The sequence below is a fragment of the Psychrobacter communis genome, assembly GCF_014836505.1.
Taxonomy (GTDB): domain Bacteria; phylum Pseudomonadota; class Gammaproteobacteria; order Pseudomonadales; family Moraxellaceae; genus Psychrobacter; species Psychrobacter faecalis.
Map to the genome: position 1 here is coordinate 39566 of NZ_JACSQR010000013.1, position 16690 is coordinate 56255.

Annotated in this window: 11 protein-coding genes; 9 read left to right on the forward strand and 2 right to left on the reverse strand. The window is 43.7% G+C overall.

Annotation, left to right across the window (positions count from 1 at the left end; genetic code table 11):
- Window positions 1–172 precede the first annotated feature (172 nt).
- Complete coding sequence (locus H9653_RS06355) at window positions 173–1462, reverse strand: replication-associated recombination protein A (RefSeq protein WP_191691300.1); 1290 nt, start codon at window positions 1460–1462, stop codon at window positions 173–175.
- Window positions 1463–1689: 227 nt separating this feature from the next.
- On the opposite strand from H9653_RS06355, the gene H9653_RS06360 reads away from it, so the two are divergent.
- Window positions 1690–2265, forward strand: coding sequence for a type IV secretion protein Rhs (locus tag H9653_RS06360; protein ID WP_404814804.1), 576 nt, complete (start codon window positions 1690–1692; stop codon window positions 2263–2265).
- A gap of 137 nt (window positions 2266–2402) precedes the next feature.
- Window positions 2403–3416: a hypothetical protein gene (locus H9653_RS06365; RefSeq protein WP_191691302.1), complete on the forward strand. Its 1014-nt coding sequence runs from the start codon at window positions 2403–2405 to the stop codon at window positions 3414–3416.
- A gap of 88 nt (window positions 3417–3504) precedes the next feature.
- Here the strand turns inward: H9653_RS06365 and gltA are convergent, their stop codons facing one another.
- Window positions 3505–4785 carry a citrate synthase gene (gene gltA, locus H9653_RS06370; protein ID WP_191691304.1) on the reverse strand — a complete coding sequence of 427 codons (1281 nt, stop codon included), beginning with the start codon at window positions 4783–4785 and terminating at the stop codon, window positions 3505–3507.
- A 1106-nt stretch (window positions 4786–5891) separates the two neighbouring features.
- Between gltA and sdhC the strand changes: the two genes are divergently transcribed.
- The 7 genes from sdhC (at window position 5892) to lpdA (ending at window position 16670) form a co-directional block, all read left to right on the forward strand.
- Window positions 5892–6278 (forward strand): succinate dehydrogenase, cytochrome b556 subunit, encoded by a 387-nt coding sequence (gene sdhC / locus H9653_RS06375; protein WP_191691306.1) that lies wholly within the window; start codon window positions 5892–5894, stop codon window positions 6276–6278.
- A 17-nt stretch (window positions 6279–6295) separates the two neighbouring features.
- The gene (gene sdhD, locus H9653_RS06380) at window positions 6296–6682 is read left to right on the forward strand and encodes a succinate dehydrogenase, hydrophobic membrane anchor protein (RefSeq protein WP_318242157.1); all 387 of its coding nucleotides are present in this window, start codon (window positions 6296–6298) and stop codon (window positions 6680–6682) included.
- A 443-nt stretch (window positions 6683–7125) separates the two neighbouring features.
- Entirely contained in the window at window positions 7126–8976 is a 1851-nt protein-coding gene (gene sdhA, locus H9653_RS06385) for a succinate dehydrogenase flavoprotein subunit (protein ID WP_191691310.1), read from the forward strand.
- A gap of 195 nt (window positions 8977–9171) precedes the next feature.
- On the forward strand, window positions 9172–9882 hold the full coding sequence (locus tag H9653_RS06390; RefSeq protein ID WP_191691312.1) for a succinate dehydrogenase iron-sulfur subunit: 711 nt from the start codon (window positions 9172–9174) through the stop codon (window positions 9880–9882).
- Between the two features lie 826 nt (window positions 9883–10708).
- Window positions 10709–13591, forward strand: a complete 2883-nt coding sequence (locus tag H9653_RS06395) for a 2-oxoglutarate dehydrogenase E1 component (protein WP_191691314.1) — start codon at window positions 10709–10711, stop codon at window positions 13589–13591.
- Window positions 13592–13746: 155 nt separating this feature from the next.
- A complete protein-coding gene (odhB, locus tag H9653_RS06400) occupies window positions 13747–15009 on the forward strand; it encodes a 2-oxoglutarate dehydrogenase complex dihydrolipoyllysine-residue succinyltransferase (protein ID WP_068407829.1) in 1263 nt (420 codons plus the stop codon).
- A 209-nt stretch (window positions 15010–15218) separates the two neighbouring features.
- Window positions 15219–16670 (forward strand): dihydrolipoyl dehydrogenase, encoded by a 1452-nt coding sequence (gene lpdA / locus H9653_RS06405; RefSeq protein WP_068407828.1) that lies wholly within the window; start codon window positions 15219–15221, stop codon window positions 16668–16670.
- Window positions 16671–16690: the final 20 nt, after the last annotated feature.

The following is a 16690-nucleotide window of genomic DNA, read 5'->3' on the forward strand; positions in this document are numbered from 1 at the left end:
TATAAATAACAGCAATAAGCAATAAAATTGCTGTGCTCAATCGACTTGTATATATCATTATGAGGCCATTTTAACGCTTTTCACCCTACCGTGCTGCGTCATCTTGCCAATATGTCTATTAATCGCTTAAAAATAGCGATAAGTATTATCAATGATGCAAGCAAATATGCTGTTATTCATTACTGGCTGCTTGGGTTTTTAGCCAGTCCATAAACTGCTTGCTGTGCTGCTCGCGCTGATTGTCCGCAAATTCATAAAAACTGGTGCCGATTAAATTGTTCGGCAGATAGCTTTGCGGATAATAATGATTGGGATAATTGTGCGGATATACATAACCTTCACCATAGCCCTGATTGCGCATCAATTTGGTCACGCCATTACGCAAATGCAGCGGTACAGGCGAGGCGTCTTTTTCTGCCAAGGCCATTGCCGCATTGATGGCCTTATAAGTGCTGTTACTCTTGGCGCTGGTCGCCAGATAAACTACCACTTGCCCCAAGATAATGCGCGCTTCTGGCATGCCGATAGACTGTACGCTACGTAGTGCAGCATCGGCAAGGAGCAGGGCGTTTGGATTGGCATTACCAATATCTTCGCTAGCTAAAATAACCAAACGCCGTGCGATAAAATCAGCAGGCTCACCGCCAACTAGCATCCGTGCCATCCAATATAGCGCCGCATCAGGGTCTGAGCCGCGTACAGATTTTATCATGGCCGAGATGATATCATAATGCTGCTCGCCATCTTTATCGTAGCGCACCAGCGCCGTCTGAGCGACCCGAGCGACCAATTCATCATTGATAATTAATGGCGATTGTTTGCTATCTGCCGTTTGAATGGCAAGCTCTAATAGATTGAGCGCTTTTCTGGCATCACCGTGTGCCAATTGGCTAATCGTCTCTTGCGCCTGCAAATCAACTGTCAGGTTTTTAAGGATATTGTCTTCTAATAGCGCGCGCTGCAATACGGCGCTGATTTGCTCAGGTGTGAGCGGCTCTAGACGATACACTTGGCAGCGCGATAGCAGGGCGTTATTCACACTAAACGACGGGTTTTCAGTCGTCGCCCCAATTAACGTAATATCACCTGACTCTACCGCCCCAAGTAACGCATCTTGCTGCGCTTTGTTAAAGCGGTGAATCTCATCGATAAATACCACCGGCGATTCAAAACTTAACGAGTCTTTTGTTTCTAGCACTTCACGTAATTGCTTCACGCCCGTATTTAATGCCGATAACGCATGAAAAGGTCGGCCAACCGCATCAGCCAATAGCATCGCGATGGTGGTCTTCCCAATGCCTGCTTCGCCATGCAAAATAATCGATGGCAGGTGCCCTTGCTCAACCAAGCGCCGTAACGGTGCGCCTGCTGATAACAGGTGCTCTTGTCCAATAATAGCGTCGAGCGTCGTTGGGCGCATACGCTGAGCAAGGGGCGTATCAGCATGAAAATTGGGCGGCATAAAAATCTCTATTATCAATTAAACGACTGTTTTTTGTATTGTTGTGACTATAGCTAGGCTAACGCAGATTTACGTTAATAAAAGTCAGCTAAGTGTACAGCTTATGTCTTAAAGGCTTTGTTTTACGCGATTTCGACCTTATTAATGGTTTAGCAGTGATGACCAATCATGTTATGACAAATTATCAAATATAAAACGAGCAACCAATACGAGGTAAGACATTTATGCTGTCGCTATCTGCTTTCAAGCGTTTATTTAAACGCGCTGAGTCTCTTCGTGCTAGGCCTCTTAAAGCTACCAAGCAGCGTTCGCGTCAGCTGGCGGCTGGAGAGATAGCACTGGCTCGTTCGGTGTTTGGTGATAGTATCCGGCTTGAGCAAGTTCAGCTAAAAACCGCATGCTGGGTACTAAAAAACTACGCTGTCAGTCCTAATGGTAATATTTATTTCCACCCAGCCGACTGGGTCACAGATTTTAGCCAATCATCATTGGGTAAGCAAAGCTGGCTTATTCATGAATTGACCCATGTGTGGCAATTGCAGCAAGGTCTTAAAGTCGTGCGCGGTGCTATGATTGATCGCCGCTATGATTATGTACTTGCCGCTGGCAAACCTTTTTTCAACTATGGTATTGAGCAGCAAGCACGCATGGTACAAGATTATTTTATCAGTCGACAGCAAGGTCGCGATTGTCAGGGTTTTGAAAGTTGTATTCCATTTTTAGCGACACAAAAAATCGATAAAAGCCATGACCATAATAGAACCCGCGACGAACATAAAACTCATGGCACATTTAAAGTTTAGTCTTTCTTTTATCCTATGATATTTATATGATGACTGAACCTTTTTATAATAACAAGCTGCTAAACATATAGACAAAATAAAGTAGCTAGTAGCCCCAGCATATAAGCGCACTGCTTTTAATAAGGATGAGAACTCGGATGTTTAAAAATTTGCTCGTAAAGCCTGATGGTGAGACTCATCATACCTATATAAATACAAGGTTGCTAAATGAAGCAATTATGCCGCCGCGTACGCGCTCCTTGCTAGCGGCCGCCATGACTGGAATTTTATTGCTAAGCGGCTGTCAGCAGCAAGCAGAAGCACCAGTAGCTGATAATAGTCAACCCAAAGAAAAAACCAGCGTAGAGGACAGTCAGCCGATGCGTAAAAGTGACTCCGCTGCTGCGCGCATAGAGCAATTTCAACCCTTGTATCTCGCGCAAGCGAAAAGTTTACAGCAGCGTCTACAAGCCGAATATGAATCGCTACAAGCGGCAGACGCCTCAGACAGTGGCAATGATTTGTTGCCAGATAACACCTCTGCTGCGTCAGTAGACAATGCTAAGCCGTCTAATACTGCTAATCCAGTTGCAAATACTACCGATTCTGAGCAAATAGCAAAATCAACTGCTACGAATTCAGCCGCTGATACGGACAATAGCAATAGTGAGTCAGACGTTAGCAATGACTCTGAAGTTGACGCTAATGCTACTACGGACGCGAATATTAATACCAGTACCGAGGTTGGCGAGCGCGATTTAACGGTGCTAAAACGTATCAGTCTTGAGCCGCGCAAACCTGTGATGTTGACAGATGAGCAGATTATAGAAAGCTATCAGCAAGCGATAGAGGCGCTTTATCAACCTGTGACTACGCCGCTTAGTGCAGAAGAGGTTGATACCTTGATTAACATTGCCACCTTGACGCCGCAGTTATTTGAACATGCAGAAATCGCTGGTCGACTAAGTGCAAAAAGTCCGGCGCTGGCGCGTTTGATTATCCAGCATCAGGTTTGGGAGCAAATAGAAGCCCAACAGGTCATGGATATGCAGCAAATGAAAATCGACCAACAGCAAGAGTTTGAGAGACTGATGGCAAAATTTAATGAAACCATCCAAGGTTATGATGAGCAAATTGCAAAATATGAGCAGACCTTAAAAGAATTTCAATAAAGCATAAGTAGTCATGATGTTATTAAATTTAGACCATAAAAAAATCCCGCTCAGTCGCGGGATTTTTTATGCTGCCAATAACAGCTTACTATTTCCGGTCTTCAACTTTAATGAAGTCGCGATGCGTCTCACCAGTATATAATTGACGTGGGCGACCGATTTTGAACGGAGCGCTGTGCATTTCTAACCAATGACTGATCCAGCCAGAAGTACGCGCGAGTGAGAAGATAACAGTAAACATTGACGTTGGGATACCGATGGCTTTTAAGATAATGCCAGAGTAAAAATCAACGTTTGGATACAGGTTGCGCTCAACGAAGTACGGGTCTTCTAAAGCGATTTTCTCAAGTGCCATAGCAAGCTCAAGCTTAGGATCATTGATACCCAATGCGCCCAATACTTCGTCACAAGTTTCTTTCATCACTTGTGCGCGTGGGTCAAAGTTTTTGTAAACACGGTGACCAAAGCCCATCAGTTTTACTTCACGGCTTTTCACTTTTTCCATAAATTCAGGAACGTTTTCTACCGAACCAATTTCATCTAGCATCTCAAGGACAGCTTCGTTAGCGCCGCCATGTGATGGACCCCAAAGGGCGGCGATACCTGCAGCGATACACGCATAAGGGTTAGCACCAGTAGAGCCTGCTAGACGTACAGTAGAGGTTGAAGCGTTTTGCTCGTGGTCAGCATGCAAAGTAAAGATTTTGTCCATCGCGCGAGTAATCACGTCATTGGTTTCGTAGTCAACATCAGCAGGCGTTGCGAACATCATGTATAAGAAGTTTTCTGCGTAATTAAAATCATTACGTGGATACATGAACGGTTCGCCTTGCGAGTATTTATAACTCATCGCTGCAAGCGTTGGCATTTTAGCGATTAGACGGATAGCGGTGATTTCACGGTGTGCTTCGTTGCTGACGTCTAAGTTGTCATGATAAAACGCGGATAAAGCACCAACGACACCAACCATAATCGCCATTGGATGCGCGTCACGGCGGAAACCTTCAAAGAATTTACGTAATTGGTCATGAACACCCGTATGTTTACGAACCTTTTCATAGAAATCTGCTTTTTGCTCAGCGTTTGGTAGATCACCATGAATCAGTGCATACGCCACTTCTAAGTATTCAGCATTGTTTGCTAACTGGTCGATAGGGTAGCCACGGTGTAATAACTCACCTTTACCGCCATCAATGTAAGTAATCTTAGATTCAACAGGAGCGGTTACTTTAAAACCTGGGTCATAAGACCAAAAGCCTGAATCTTGTAGAGCAGCAATATCGATAACTGGACGCCCTAAAGTACCTTCAATAATAGGAAATTCGTATTCTTTACCATTTACGCTTAATTTGGCATTGTTGTCAGCCATAAACTGCTCTCCATTGTTTTTAACTTGTTGGAATAAAATTATATCGACGCATACCCTCGCGTCTTCACTTGTTAAACGGTCAAAAAATTCTAACCCATTTAATATGCAGGCTATATTAGCAGTAATTACTGAGGTTTTGAAAAGACTTTTAGCAGTAATGTCTGTAATAGGTGTGCATTAGTCGTACTAAACGACTGTAAACTTTGTATCAAAATATGTCTATTTGGTAATTTAGCCGCATGTCCGCTGTTTACTTCTAAAGTAATGATTCTCATTAACATTATAAAAATTAACACCTTATCGCAAAATAAACACTTTTACTATTTGCCTCAATGGACCATGCGTTAGACAGAGTATGAGTAGCCGACAGATTATTTGGGGTCAAAAAGTGATTCTGATACACCAATACTAATAAATTCGTCTTACTAATAGCTAGCTTTTTGTTAAATAATCACCGATAACCACTATTTAGGGGATAAATTTGTAATTATGGCGCAGTCATTTTATAATTGGAGGGATTTAACTGGCACTAGCTTTGCGCAAATTGATAAATCAACGTAATTAAGTCGCTGATAAAGCCTAGCTTTACTGCTGCTTTTTTATGATTGGACGTTCGCTTTATAGACCAGAACCCAGCTTATCGCTTAAATATTCTTGTTAACTGTTCTATTTTTAGATATCCAACAGTGAAGTTTACCTTAATAAAAAATGATAATATAGAGATGACACCCTGGCGTTATCTTTTTTTGTTGATGGCAAGCAGTAAAAATAGACTAGTTAATCGATTTATCCCATGCTGCGTGCTTACTATTATAAAACACGCAGACAGCTTGTTATTGGTAGGGATTATCTGTTCCACAAGCGAGGTTGAGCCGTCTATAGAGTCCTTATAGAAATCTATAGAAGCCTTATAGAAAAAGGTCTCATAGAAACGATATATAGAGAGCGTGTTTACTATATAAAATCTATCTATCAAATTTAGCGCAAATGAAATAACGTCAGCTAGCCCTTCCTTACCTTATTCATCTCATGTGTTGCTCGCCGCTTATAGAAGTGTATTTGTACCAAGCGTTGATAGCAGATACAGGAGTATAACCGCAAAAAGGATGCCCGCTGTGAAAAGCAACCGACCTATTGATCTGCCCTTAAGCCAAGTGATTAGCGTTAATCGCTCACCGATTGCGATAGCTTCAATCTTGCATCGTATCTCTGGCATTATTTTATTTCTACTTATTCCTGTCATGTTATGGATATTACAGAATTCTTTGGCGTCGCCTGAGAGTTTTGAAGCCATATTTGACAATGTCCTTGTTCGCTTTTTGGCGTGGATTTTCGTCGCCGCCATCGCTTATCACTTTGTGATGGGTATCAAGCATTTATTTGCTGATATGGGTATGAATGAGGAGCTAAAATCTGGCCGTGCCGCTTCTATGATTAGCTTTGTAATTGCAGCAATCTTAATTGTCGCGTCATTTGTATGGGTGATGTTCTAATGAAAAATGATTCAGGAATCAAAAGCGCTACTGGTCTAACCGGCTCAGGTTCACGTGATTGGATTGTCCAGCGTATCAGTGGTGTGGTTTTAGCCGTATACAGTGTGGTATTACTGTGCTTCTTCTTAACTCATGGCAATGTAAGCTTCGTTGAATGGTCTGATTTTATGACCAGTTTACCGATGCGTCTGTTCAGCTTATTGGCCGTCTTGGCGTTGGCTGGTCATGCTTGGGTTGGTATGTGGACGGTATTTACTGACTATATTACCACTGGCAAACTGGGCTCAAGCGCAGCAGGTCTACGTTTAGTGCTACAGTCATTAATGATTATCGCTATTTTAGTTTTCCTATTTTGGGGCATTATGATTTTTTGGGGTAACGGCTTCGGTGTTGTTGCGGTTTAACCATTAATCATAGGTTTAGATATTGATTTATCTGATTTTTATAAATTAAATATCTAACCATAACAACGGATAAAGCTGACAGCATTGGCGATGATTCGCTTATTTGAAAGCGTTTATTTTAAATAACGTACTTTAAAGTGCTTAGGTGATAGACATCCGTTAGTAGCCAAAATAGTCATAGCTAATCATAGCGTTGGGCGCACATTGAATTCACAATTACTGATACGGTAAATGACGCTTATTTAATAGAAAAAGCTGTGAACAAGTGAGCAAGCCCAATATAACGATAGATATGCAAATTAAGTGGTTGAAGGCTGTCTGTATTGTATTTTGATTATTGTCAGTAGCGTTGCAGCAAAAGCTTGCTAGCGTTAACGCACAATAAGATACAGACCACCCTTTTTATTTACTTCTAAGCATTAACAGGCATTAGGAAAACCGTAATGGCAACTAGACAAGATAATACCATTAGTAATATTAAAACCCTGAACTACGACGCGGTCATCGTTGGTGGCGGCGGCTCAGGTATGCGTGCCTCATTGCATTTAGCGGAAGCGGGCATGAAGGTTGCAGTCTTGACCAAAGTATTCCCAACCCGTTCGCACACCGTTGCTGCTCAAGGCGGTATCGGTGCAAGTTTGGGTAACATGAGCAATGATAACTGGCACTTTCACTTTTATGACACCGTTAAAGGGTCAGATTGGTTAGGTGACCAAGACGCTATTGAGTACATGTGCCGTGAAGCGCCAAAAGTGGTGTATGAGCTTGAGCACATGGGTATGCCGTTTGACCGTAACGAAGATGGCACGATTTATCAGCGCCCATTCGGTGGTCATACTTCAAACTATGGCGAAAAAGCCGTACAGCGTGCGTGTGCTGCTGCTGACCGTACCGGTCACGCGCTACTACATACGCTATATCAAAAAAATCTACAGCAAGGTACTGAGTTCTTTATCGAGTGGATTGCCCTTGATTTGATCAAAGACGACGCTGGTAACATCAATGGCGTCATCGCTATTGAACAAGAAACGGGTACTGTTGCGGTATTCCAGTCGCCAATCACTGTATTAGCGACAGGCGGCGCAGGTCGTATCTTTGCTGCCTCTACCAACGCTTATATCAATACTGGTGACGGTATTGGCATGGCGGTTCGCGCAGGTATTCCACTACAAGACATGGAATTCTGGCAGTTCCACCCAACGGGCGTTCATGGTGCAGGCGTACTATTGACCGAAGGTTGCCGCGGTGAAGGCGCTATCTTACGTAATAAAGATGGCGAAGCCTTTATGGAGCGTTATGCCCCAACCGTAAAAGACTTGGCACCACGTGATTTAGTATCACGCTCTATGGACCAAGAAATCAAAGAAGGCCGTGGTTGTGGTCCAAATGCTGACCATATCGTAATGGATATGACGCATTTAGGCGTTGAAACCATCATGAAGCGTCTACCATCAGTATTTGAGATTGGTAAGAACTTCGCCAACGTTGACATCACTAAAGAGCCAATTCCAGTCATCCCAACCATTCACTATATGATGGGTGGTATTCCAACGACTATCCATGGTCAAGTGATTGTACCGGATCTAGAAGCGGGTACCGATGAAGACGGTTTATATGCTAAAGGCAACGTCGTTAAAGGTCTTTATGCTATCGGTGAGTGTGCGTGTGTCAGTGTCCACGGTGCCAACCGTTTAGGTACCAACTCACTGCTTGATTTATTGGTCTTTGGTCGCGCTGCTGGTAAGCATATCGTTGATGAGTTCCATCATGCAGATCATAACTACAAGCCGCTTGATCCACACGTGCTTGATTTCACTGTGCGTCGTTTGGACAAATTGCAACAATCAACTTCAGGCTACAATGCGCAAGACGTCGCTGACGAGATTCGTGCAACCATGCAAACGCATGCCAGCGTATTCCGTACGCAAGCGATGATGGACGAAGGCGTTGAGAAAATCCTAGCGCTAGGTGAAAAAATCGACCAAATCCATTTGGCGGATAAATCACAAGTCTTTAACACTGCGCGTATCGAAGCGTTCGAAGTTGCTAACTTGTATGAAGTGGCAAAAGCTACGATGATATCAGCGGCTAAGCGTCACGAAAGTCGCGGCGCGCACAGTGTGTCTGACTATGATCGTCCAGAAGATGATGAATACGCACCAAACGGCCGTAATGATAGAGAATGGATGAAGCATACCTTATGGTATTCTGAAGGCAATAAGATTATCTATAAGCCGGTTCGTAAAGTGCCATTGACCGTCGATTATATCGAGCCAAAAGTCCGCGTCTATTAATTCTAGACTGGGTGCGCATGATTTTTACGCACTGTAAAAAAAACGTTTTATCCCTTATTAATTTATTAAAAAGGTGACCGCCAGCGACAGGCCGCTATCAGCGCTGAGATTTAGACATACCAGCGCTGATAGTTTACAGTCTTTAGATTGTAAGGTTTGTCAGCCCGCCATCATCTACGTGTGGAGTTTAGCATTATGAGCCGAGGTACTCGCACCATCGAAATCTATCGCTACGATCCTGATGTGGACGCAGCGCCGCGCATGCAAACTTATACGATTGAGTTGTTAGACTCAGATCGTATGTTGCTTGACGTGTTATTACGCCTAAAAAAGGAAGATGAAACACTTACCTTCCGTCGCTCGTGCCGTGAAGGTATTTGCGGTTCTGACGGCATGAACATCAATGGTAAAAATGGTCTTGCATGTCTAATCAACATGAATACCTTGCCTGAAAAAGTAACGGTTCGTCCGTTACCAGGTTTACCGGTTGTCCGTGATTTGGTTGTCGATATGAACCAATTTTACGAGCAGTACGAAAAAGTTCATCCGTTCTTAATCAATGACCAGCCAGCGCCAGCAACAGAGCGTTTGCAGTCACCTGAGCAACGCGAAAAATTGAACGGTTTGTATGAGTGTATCTTATGTGCATGCTGTTCAACCAGCTGCCCATCGTTCTGGTGGAACCCTGATAAGTTCTTGGGGCCAGCAGCACTATTGAATGCCAACCGTTTCGTTTCTGACAGCCGTGATACTGACACTCGTGCGCGTTTAGCACGTTTAGACGATCCGTTTAGCTTGTTCCGTTGCCGCGGTATTATGAACTGTGTTTCAGTCTGTCCAAAAGGTTTGAATCCAACCAAAGCCATTGGTCATCTACGTAATTTACTGCTTGATCATGCAGGTTAGTCTACCTTTTATGTTCAATTAGCTTTATAATAGCGCCATCAAAAACACCACCTATCATTAGGTGGTGTTTTTTATTAAAAAATATTAGCATTTAGCTATTTATTAAGTGATAAGCCATTGTTTTTTTTATTAACACGACCATATTGATATCGTGAGCGGTATTGTTGAGGGCCAGTGGCAAATCCGTGAGGGTAAGTAAGGCTGTATTAACAATACGTTGCTTGTATGTAAGAAGACATGCTATATCGCCCGTCTCCCTATATAATTGAATGTGGTAATATTGTTTAGTGTTACAGATACAAAGTTGCGAAAAATGATAATAGATATTCATTACGTAAATACCTAGTATTGAACAAACAAACTATGGCCCACAGGGTAGGCATGTTACTCTATACGGCAATGTATGTTTGGCGTAATATCGCCTATATTTTTCTACCATAGCAAGCCACTTCAGCGAAAATAGCCAATTAAAAGGCTAACTGAAGACAAAATTTTTTGAGTAAAACCATGCTATTAATAATTTAGTTATAGTTGCAAGCATTATATATAAATTAATGTTGTCAAACGAGCCACTAAAGAAAACCGACCGTTCACAAATAATTTTAATAGTAAGCATGGTATTGCAATTATCTTTTTTATAACGAGATAGCTTGGGTACGATGTTTTTAATTGACCAGAAGCGGTAACTTATAGATATGGTTAATAAAAAGATAATGTTAAGACAAGTTTTAACGGTAAAAAGCGACGATTGATGTCGCTAACCTATAACGAACAACACAATAATAAGCACGATTCCATTCATTTATCTATCAAATAGACGATTATTATGAATAGTATAACTAAAGAAACTGCGAGCCTAGATCATACTGAACTGGCTGCCGACAATGCTCAATATATCGAAGCGCTCTATGAGCAATATCTAGATGATCCTAGTAGCGTTGATAACGATTGGCAGGCGTATTTTGAACAATACAAGACGCCAAATGATGCCAAGCACAATGCTATTAAAGATCAGTTCTTGTTGCTTGCGCGCAATCAAACGGCGAACAAAGTAAATACTGACACCTCTGGCTCACAAGCTGGCGATTCAAATTGTGCTGACCCAAAACAAATGGGCGTGCAGCAGCTGATTTCAGCCTATCGCCGCCGTGGTCATCGCCGCGCTAAGCTTGACCCATTAGATTTGCATCCACGTGCAGAAGTGGAAGATTTAACCCTTGCTTATCACAATCTTTCTGAAGCCGACCTTGATACCGTATTCCCAACCAATGATTTAAATATTGGTAAAGATGAAGCGACGCTACGTGAAATCATCGAGATCATGGAGCGCGTCTACTGCCGTTATATCGGTACGGAGTATATGCACGTGACCACCAGCACCGAAAAGCGCTGGATGGAAAAATACCTAGAAACCAATCTAGGTTATATCGAGTTTGATAAAGAAAAACGTCTCTCAATCCTTGAGCGTTTAACCGCTGCTGAAGGCTTAGAAAAATATTTGGCTCGTAAATATACGGGTGTTAAGCGCTTTGGTCTAGAAGGTGGTGAGAGCTTTATTCCTGCTATCAATGAAATCATCCAACGTGCTGGCGGTTATGGTACTAAAGAGATGGTTATTGGTATGGCTCACCGTGGTCGTTTAAACTTGTTGGTTAATATCTTGGGTAAAAACCCTGCCGATTTGTTTGATGAGTTCGATGGTAAAGTGCAGCCAGAAAAAGGCTCAGGTGACGTTAAATATCACAATGGTTTTTCATCGAACGTGATGACACCGGGCGGTGAGGCGCATTTGGCATTGGCGTTTAACCCATCGCACCTTGAGATTGTCGCACCAGTATTGCAAGGTTCGGTACGCGCGCGTCAAGTTCGCCGTAATGACCAACCACTACAAGATAATAAAACAGGCAACTCTGTACTACCGATTGTTATTCATGGCGATGCGGCTTTTGCAGGTCAAGGTGTGGTGCAAGAAACTTTCCAAATGTCACAAACCCGCGCTTATACCACGGGCGGTACAGTACATATTGTTATTAATAACCAAGTTGGTTTTACCACCAGCCGTCAAGAAGATGCGCGCTCGACTGAGTATTGTACTGATGTTGCAAAAATGGTGCACGCACCTATCTTGCACGTAAACGGTGACGATCCTGAATCAGTGGTTTTCGCGGCACAATTGGCATTAGATTACCGTCATGAGTTTGATAAAGACATTATCATTGACTTATTCTGCTATCGCCGTAACGGTCATAACGAAGCCGATGAGCCATCAGCGACTCAGCCACTCATGTATGCGGTGATTAAAAAATTACCAACCACTCGCACTATTTACGCACAGCAACTGATCAAAGCCGGCGTGTTGAGTGAGAGTGAAGCTCAAAAGTACGAAGATGAATATCGTGAGTCATTAGACCGCGGTGAATACGTTGCCAGCTCTCTAGTGAGTCAACCTAACGAAGAATTATTCGTTGATTGGAAACCTTACTTAGGTCATGATTTGGTTGACGATTGGGATACCAGCGTCGATATCGAAGTGCTAAAAGGCTATGGTCGCCGTATGGCAGAAATGCCAGAAGGTTACAAGCTACAACGCCAAGTACAAAAAATGGTCGAACAGCGTTTAGCCATGCAAACAGGCGAAGAGCCACTTAACTGGGGCGCCGCTGAAACACTAGCATATGCATCATTGGTTGACCATGACAATGTCTTGGTACGTATTACTGGTGAAGATGTGGGCCGTGGTACGTTTTCGCATCGTCACAGTGAAATCTATAACGTCAATGACGGCAGCATGTATGTACCCCTTTCACATATCAGTGAGACGCAAGCGCGCTTTGCGACCTATAACTCATTGTTATCAGAAGAAGCGGTACTAGCCTTTGAATATGGTTATGCAACGACTGTGCCAAATGCGCTGATTGTTTGGGAAGCACAGTTTGGTGACTTCGTGAACGGTGCACAAGTGGTGATTGACCAGTTTATCTCAAGTGGTGAGACTAAGTGGCAGCGCGTTTGTGGTCTAACGATGTTGTTACCACACGGCTTTGAAGGTCAAGGTCCTGAGCATTCATCTGCTCGTCTTGAACGTTTCTTGCAGTTATGTGCTGAAGACAACATGCAAGTGATTACGCCAACGACCCCAGCGCAAATCTATCATGCCCTACGTCGTCAAGCGGTACGTCCGATTCGTAAGCCATTAATCGTCATGTCACCGAAGAGTTTACTACGTCATAAATTGGCAACTTCAACCCTAGAAGAGCTGGCGAACGGCAAGTTTGAGACAGTATTGCCAGAGATCGATCAGCAAAATGCCGACAACGTAACGCGTATGGTGCTGTGCGGCGGTAAAGTTTACTATGACTTATTAGAACAACGCCGTGCGCTAGGTTTAGATCACGTAGCGATTGTGCGTATCGAGCAGCTATACCCATTACCAGAAGAGCGTTTGATTGCTGAGATTGAAAAATATAGTAACTTAGCTGAGATTGTTTGGACGCAAGAAGAGCCACTTAACCAAGGCGCTTGGTACTATTTAGCGCCGCATATGTTCCGCATTGTTGTGCCGCATCCAACCAAGGCAAAAGTCATGGAGCCAGTTGCGCGTCCTGCTAGTGCGGCGCCAGCGACAGGATCTCCAAAACTACATGTTCAGCAACAGCAAGCGCTTATTGCTGGTAGTCTTGGTATCAGTGTGGATGAGCTATCTAAATAGTAGTTGGCTTAAGCAACAGATTATATAAGATACACGAATCAGGCGATAACAGTCCGTACCGCTATTACCATTAAAGTAAGACGATTGAGAATGGTATTGACTGCCTATCACGACTTAATAATAAAGAGTAATATCAATATCTAAGGAGTATATCGATGGCTGAAATTAAAGCCCCCGTTTTTCCAGAATCGGTTGCCGATGGCACCCTCGTGGAATGGCATGTCACTGAAGGTCAAGAAGTTAGCCGCGACGACTTATTGGCTGAAATCGAAACTGATAAAGTAGTATTAGAAGTGGTTGCACCTGATAACGGTGTGGTTACCAAAATCGTTAAGCAAGTTGACGATACAATTTTGTCAGACGAGCTAATCGCCGAGTTTGAAGCTGGTGCTAGCGGTAGTTCTGCTGGTGGTAGCAGCGATAGCGCGGATGAGCCTGCAGTTGACCCAGACCAACCAGCAGCGCCAGTACAGCCGAAACAAGCTACCGATGGCGGTGAGCCAGTCCAAGCCACAGATAAAAAAGACGAAGCGGATCATAAAGACCAAAGTCCTGCGGTACGAAAAGCGGCGAAAGAATCTGGCGTTGATCCTAAAAACGTCGAAGGCAGTGGCCGCGGTGGTCGTGTAACCAAAACCGACATGGCAAACCCAACGCTAAAAGCTGATAGCTCTATCAAATCTGATAGCGGTCGTCCAGTTGCTGAATCAACCGGTGAGCGTACTGAAAAACGCGTACCAATGACGCGTCTACGTAAAACAGTTGCTAACCGTCTACTGGCTGCCTCACAAGAAACAGCGATGCTAACCACGTTTAACGAAGTCAACATGAAACCGTTGATGGATATGCGTGCTAAGTATAAAGAGCAATTTGAAAAGCGTCATGGCGTACGTCTAGGCTTTATGTCATTGTTTATTAAAGCGGCGACTGAAGCACTAAAACGCTTCCCAGCGGTTAACGCTTCTCTAGACGGCGATGACATCGTTTATCACGGCTACTATGATATCGGTGTTGCCGTATCTTCAGATCGTGGTTTGGTCGTTCCTGTATTGCGTGATACCGACCGCATGAGCATGTCTGATGTTGAAGCTAAGATTCGTGAGTTTGGTGGTAAAGCACAACAAGGTAAACTTGGTCTTGATGACATGACTGGCGGTACGTTCACTATTTCAAACGGCGGCGTCTTTGGTTCACTCATGTCAACGCCTATCTTGAATCCACCACAAACTGCTATCTTAGGTATGCACGCTATCAACGACCGCCCAATGGCAGTCGACGGTAAAGTTGAAATTTTACCAATGATGTACCTAGCACTATCATATGACCATCGTATGATTGACGGCAAAGAAGCGGTACAGTTCTTAGTTACTATCAAAGAGTTGGTCGAAGATCCAACCATGCTACTCCTAGACCTGTAAGCTTTTAAGCTTGTATCGGTAACCACTGATACAAGCTTTTTCACTTTGGACGAGGTGATTGTGGTTTATTGTCAAATAAATGCAACTCTTTTTGCGGTGTATTAACGACAGAATAAAAGTGTCATTTATCATTCAGTAGTCTAACCAGTCATTTAAATCCTCATAAAATTAGAAATAAATTAGAACCAAATTAAAAATAGGAACGTACTATGAAAGACAATTATGATTTAGTCGTCATCGGCGGCGGTCCTGGTGGTTACGAAGCCGCTATTCGTGCAGGTCAATTGGGTATGAGCGTGGCTTGTATCGAAAAACGCGTGTATAAAGGTGAGCCAGCACTGGGTGGTACTTGCTTAAACGTCGGTTGTATCCCATCAAAAGCCTTACTTGATTCATCACATCGTTATGAAGCGACCAAGCATGACCTTGCTGAACATGGTATCAGCACCGGTGACGTTGCTATCGATATCGAGCAAATGATTGGCCGTAAAGAAGCTATCGTTAAGCAATTGACTGGCGGCGTGGCGGCATTGCTAAAAGGCAATGGCGTTGACTGGCTACAAGGCTGGGGCACATTAGAAGACGGGAAAGGTGCGGATAAAAAAGTTAAATTTACCGCTCTAGAAGACGAAAGTGAAACGACTATTACCGCCAAAAACGTCATTCTTGCAGCAGGTTCGGTGCCTATCGATATTCCTGTGGCAAAAACTGACGGCGACCGTATTGTTGATTCTACTGGCGCGCTTGATTTCACCGAAGTACCAAAGCGTTTAGGCGTCATTGGCGCAGGCGTCATTGGTCTTGAGCTAGGTTCAGTATGGCGCCGCTTGGGCGCAGAAGTGGTTGTCTATGAAGCGCTACCAAGCTTCCTAGCAGCGGCTGACAAAGACATTGCTAAAGAAGCGGGTAAAATGCTGAAAAAGCAAGGTCTTGATATCCGCGTTGATACCAAAGTAACCAATGCTGAAGTAAAAGGCGATCAAGTTGTCGTGACCAGCGAAGCAAAAGGCGAAGCCTCGGATGAAAGCTTTGATAAACTGATTGTTTGTGTTGGTCGCCGTGCTTACTCTGAAAAACTATTGGGCGCAGACAGTGGTATCACGTTGACTGAACGCGGCCTTATCGATGTCGATGACCAATGTAAAACCAACCTTGACGGCGTTTATGCAATCGGTGACTTGGTTCGTGGCCCTATGCTTGCGCATAAAGCGATGGAAGAAGGCATGATGGCGGTTGAGCGCATTCATGGCGAAAAAGCACAAGTTAACTATGACACCATTATCAACGTCATTTATACCCATCCAGAAATTGCATGGGTTGGTTTGACCGAGCAAGAAGCGACTGAAGCGGGTTATGAAGTCAAAACTGGTTCATTTAACCTAGCAGCGAACGGCCGTGCACTTGCCCAAAGTGAAGCACAAGGCTCTATCAAAGTTGTTGCTGATGCTAAGACAGATCGTTTGTTAGGTATGCATGCCATTTCTGCTGGTGCGGGCGATATTGTCCATCAAGGTATGATTGCGATGGAATTTGTGTCTAGTATCGAAGATTTGCAGTTGATGACATTTGCGCATCCAACCATTTCTGAAGCGGTTCATGAAGCCGCTTTATCAGCAGATGGCCGTGCGATTCATGCCATACAGCGTAAAAAACGTAAATAGTTTTTGAGATTAACTTGCTT

Excerpts from the sequence above, each read along its gene's own strand:
- lpdA (WP_068407828.1), top strand. The coding sequence starts at position 15,219 with ATGAAAGACAATTATGATTTAGTCGTCATCGGCGGCGGTCCTGGTGGT.
- H9653_RS06365 (WP_191691302.1), top strand. The coding sequence starts at position 2,403 with ATGTTTAAAAATTTGCTCGTAAAGCCTGATGGTGAGACTCATCATACC.
- sdhC (WP_191691306.1), top strand. The coding sequence starts at position 5,892 with ATGCCCGCTGTGAAAAGCAACCGACCTATTGATCTGCCCTTAAGCCAA.
- odhB (WP_068407829.1), top strand. The coding sequence starts at position 13,747 with ATGGCTGAAATTAAAGCCCCCGTTTTTCCAGAATCGGTTGCCGATGGC.
- H9653_RS06390 (WP_191691312.1), top strand. The coding sequence starts at position 9,172 with ATGAGCCGAGGTACTCGCACCATCGAAATCTATCGCTACGATCCTGAT.
- gltA (WP_191691304.1), bottom strand. The coding sequence starts at position 4,785 with ATGGCTGACAACAATGCCAAATTAAGCGTAAATGGTAAAGAATACGAA.
- H9653_RS06355 (WP_191691300.1), bottom strand. The coding sequence starts at position 1,462 with ATGCCGCCCAATTTTCATGCTGATACGCCCCTTGCTCAGCGTATGCGC.
- sdhA (WP_191691310.1), top strand. The coding sequence starts at position 7,126 with ATGGCAACTAGACAAGATAATACCATTAGTAATATTAAAACCCTGAAC.
- H9653_RS06395 (WP_191691314.1), top strand. The coding sequence starts at position 10,709 with ATGAATAGTATAACTAAAGAAACTGCGAGCCTAGATCATACTGAACTG.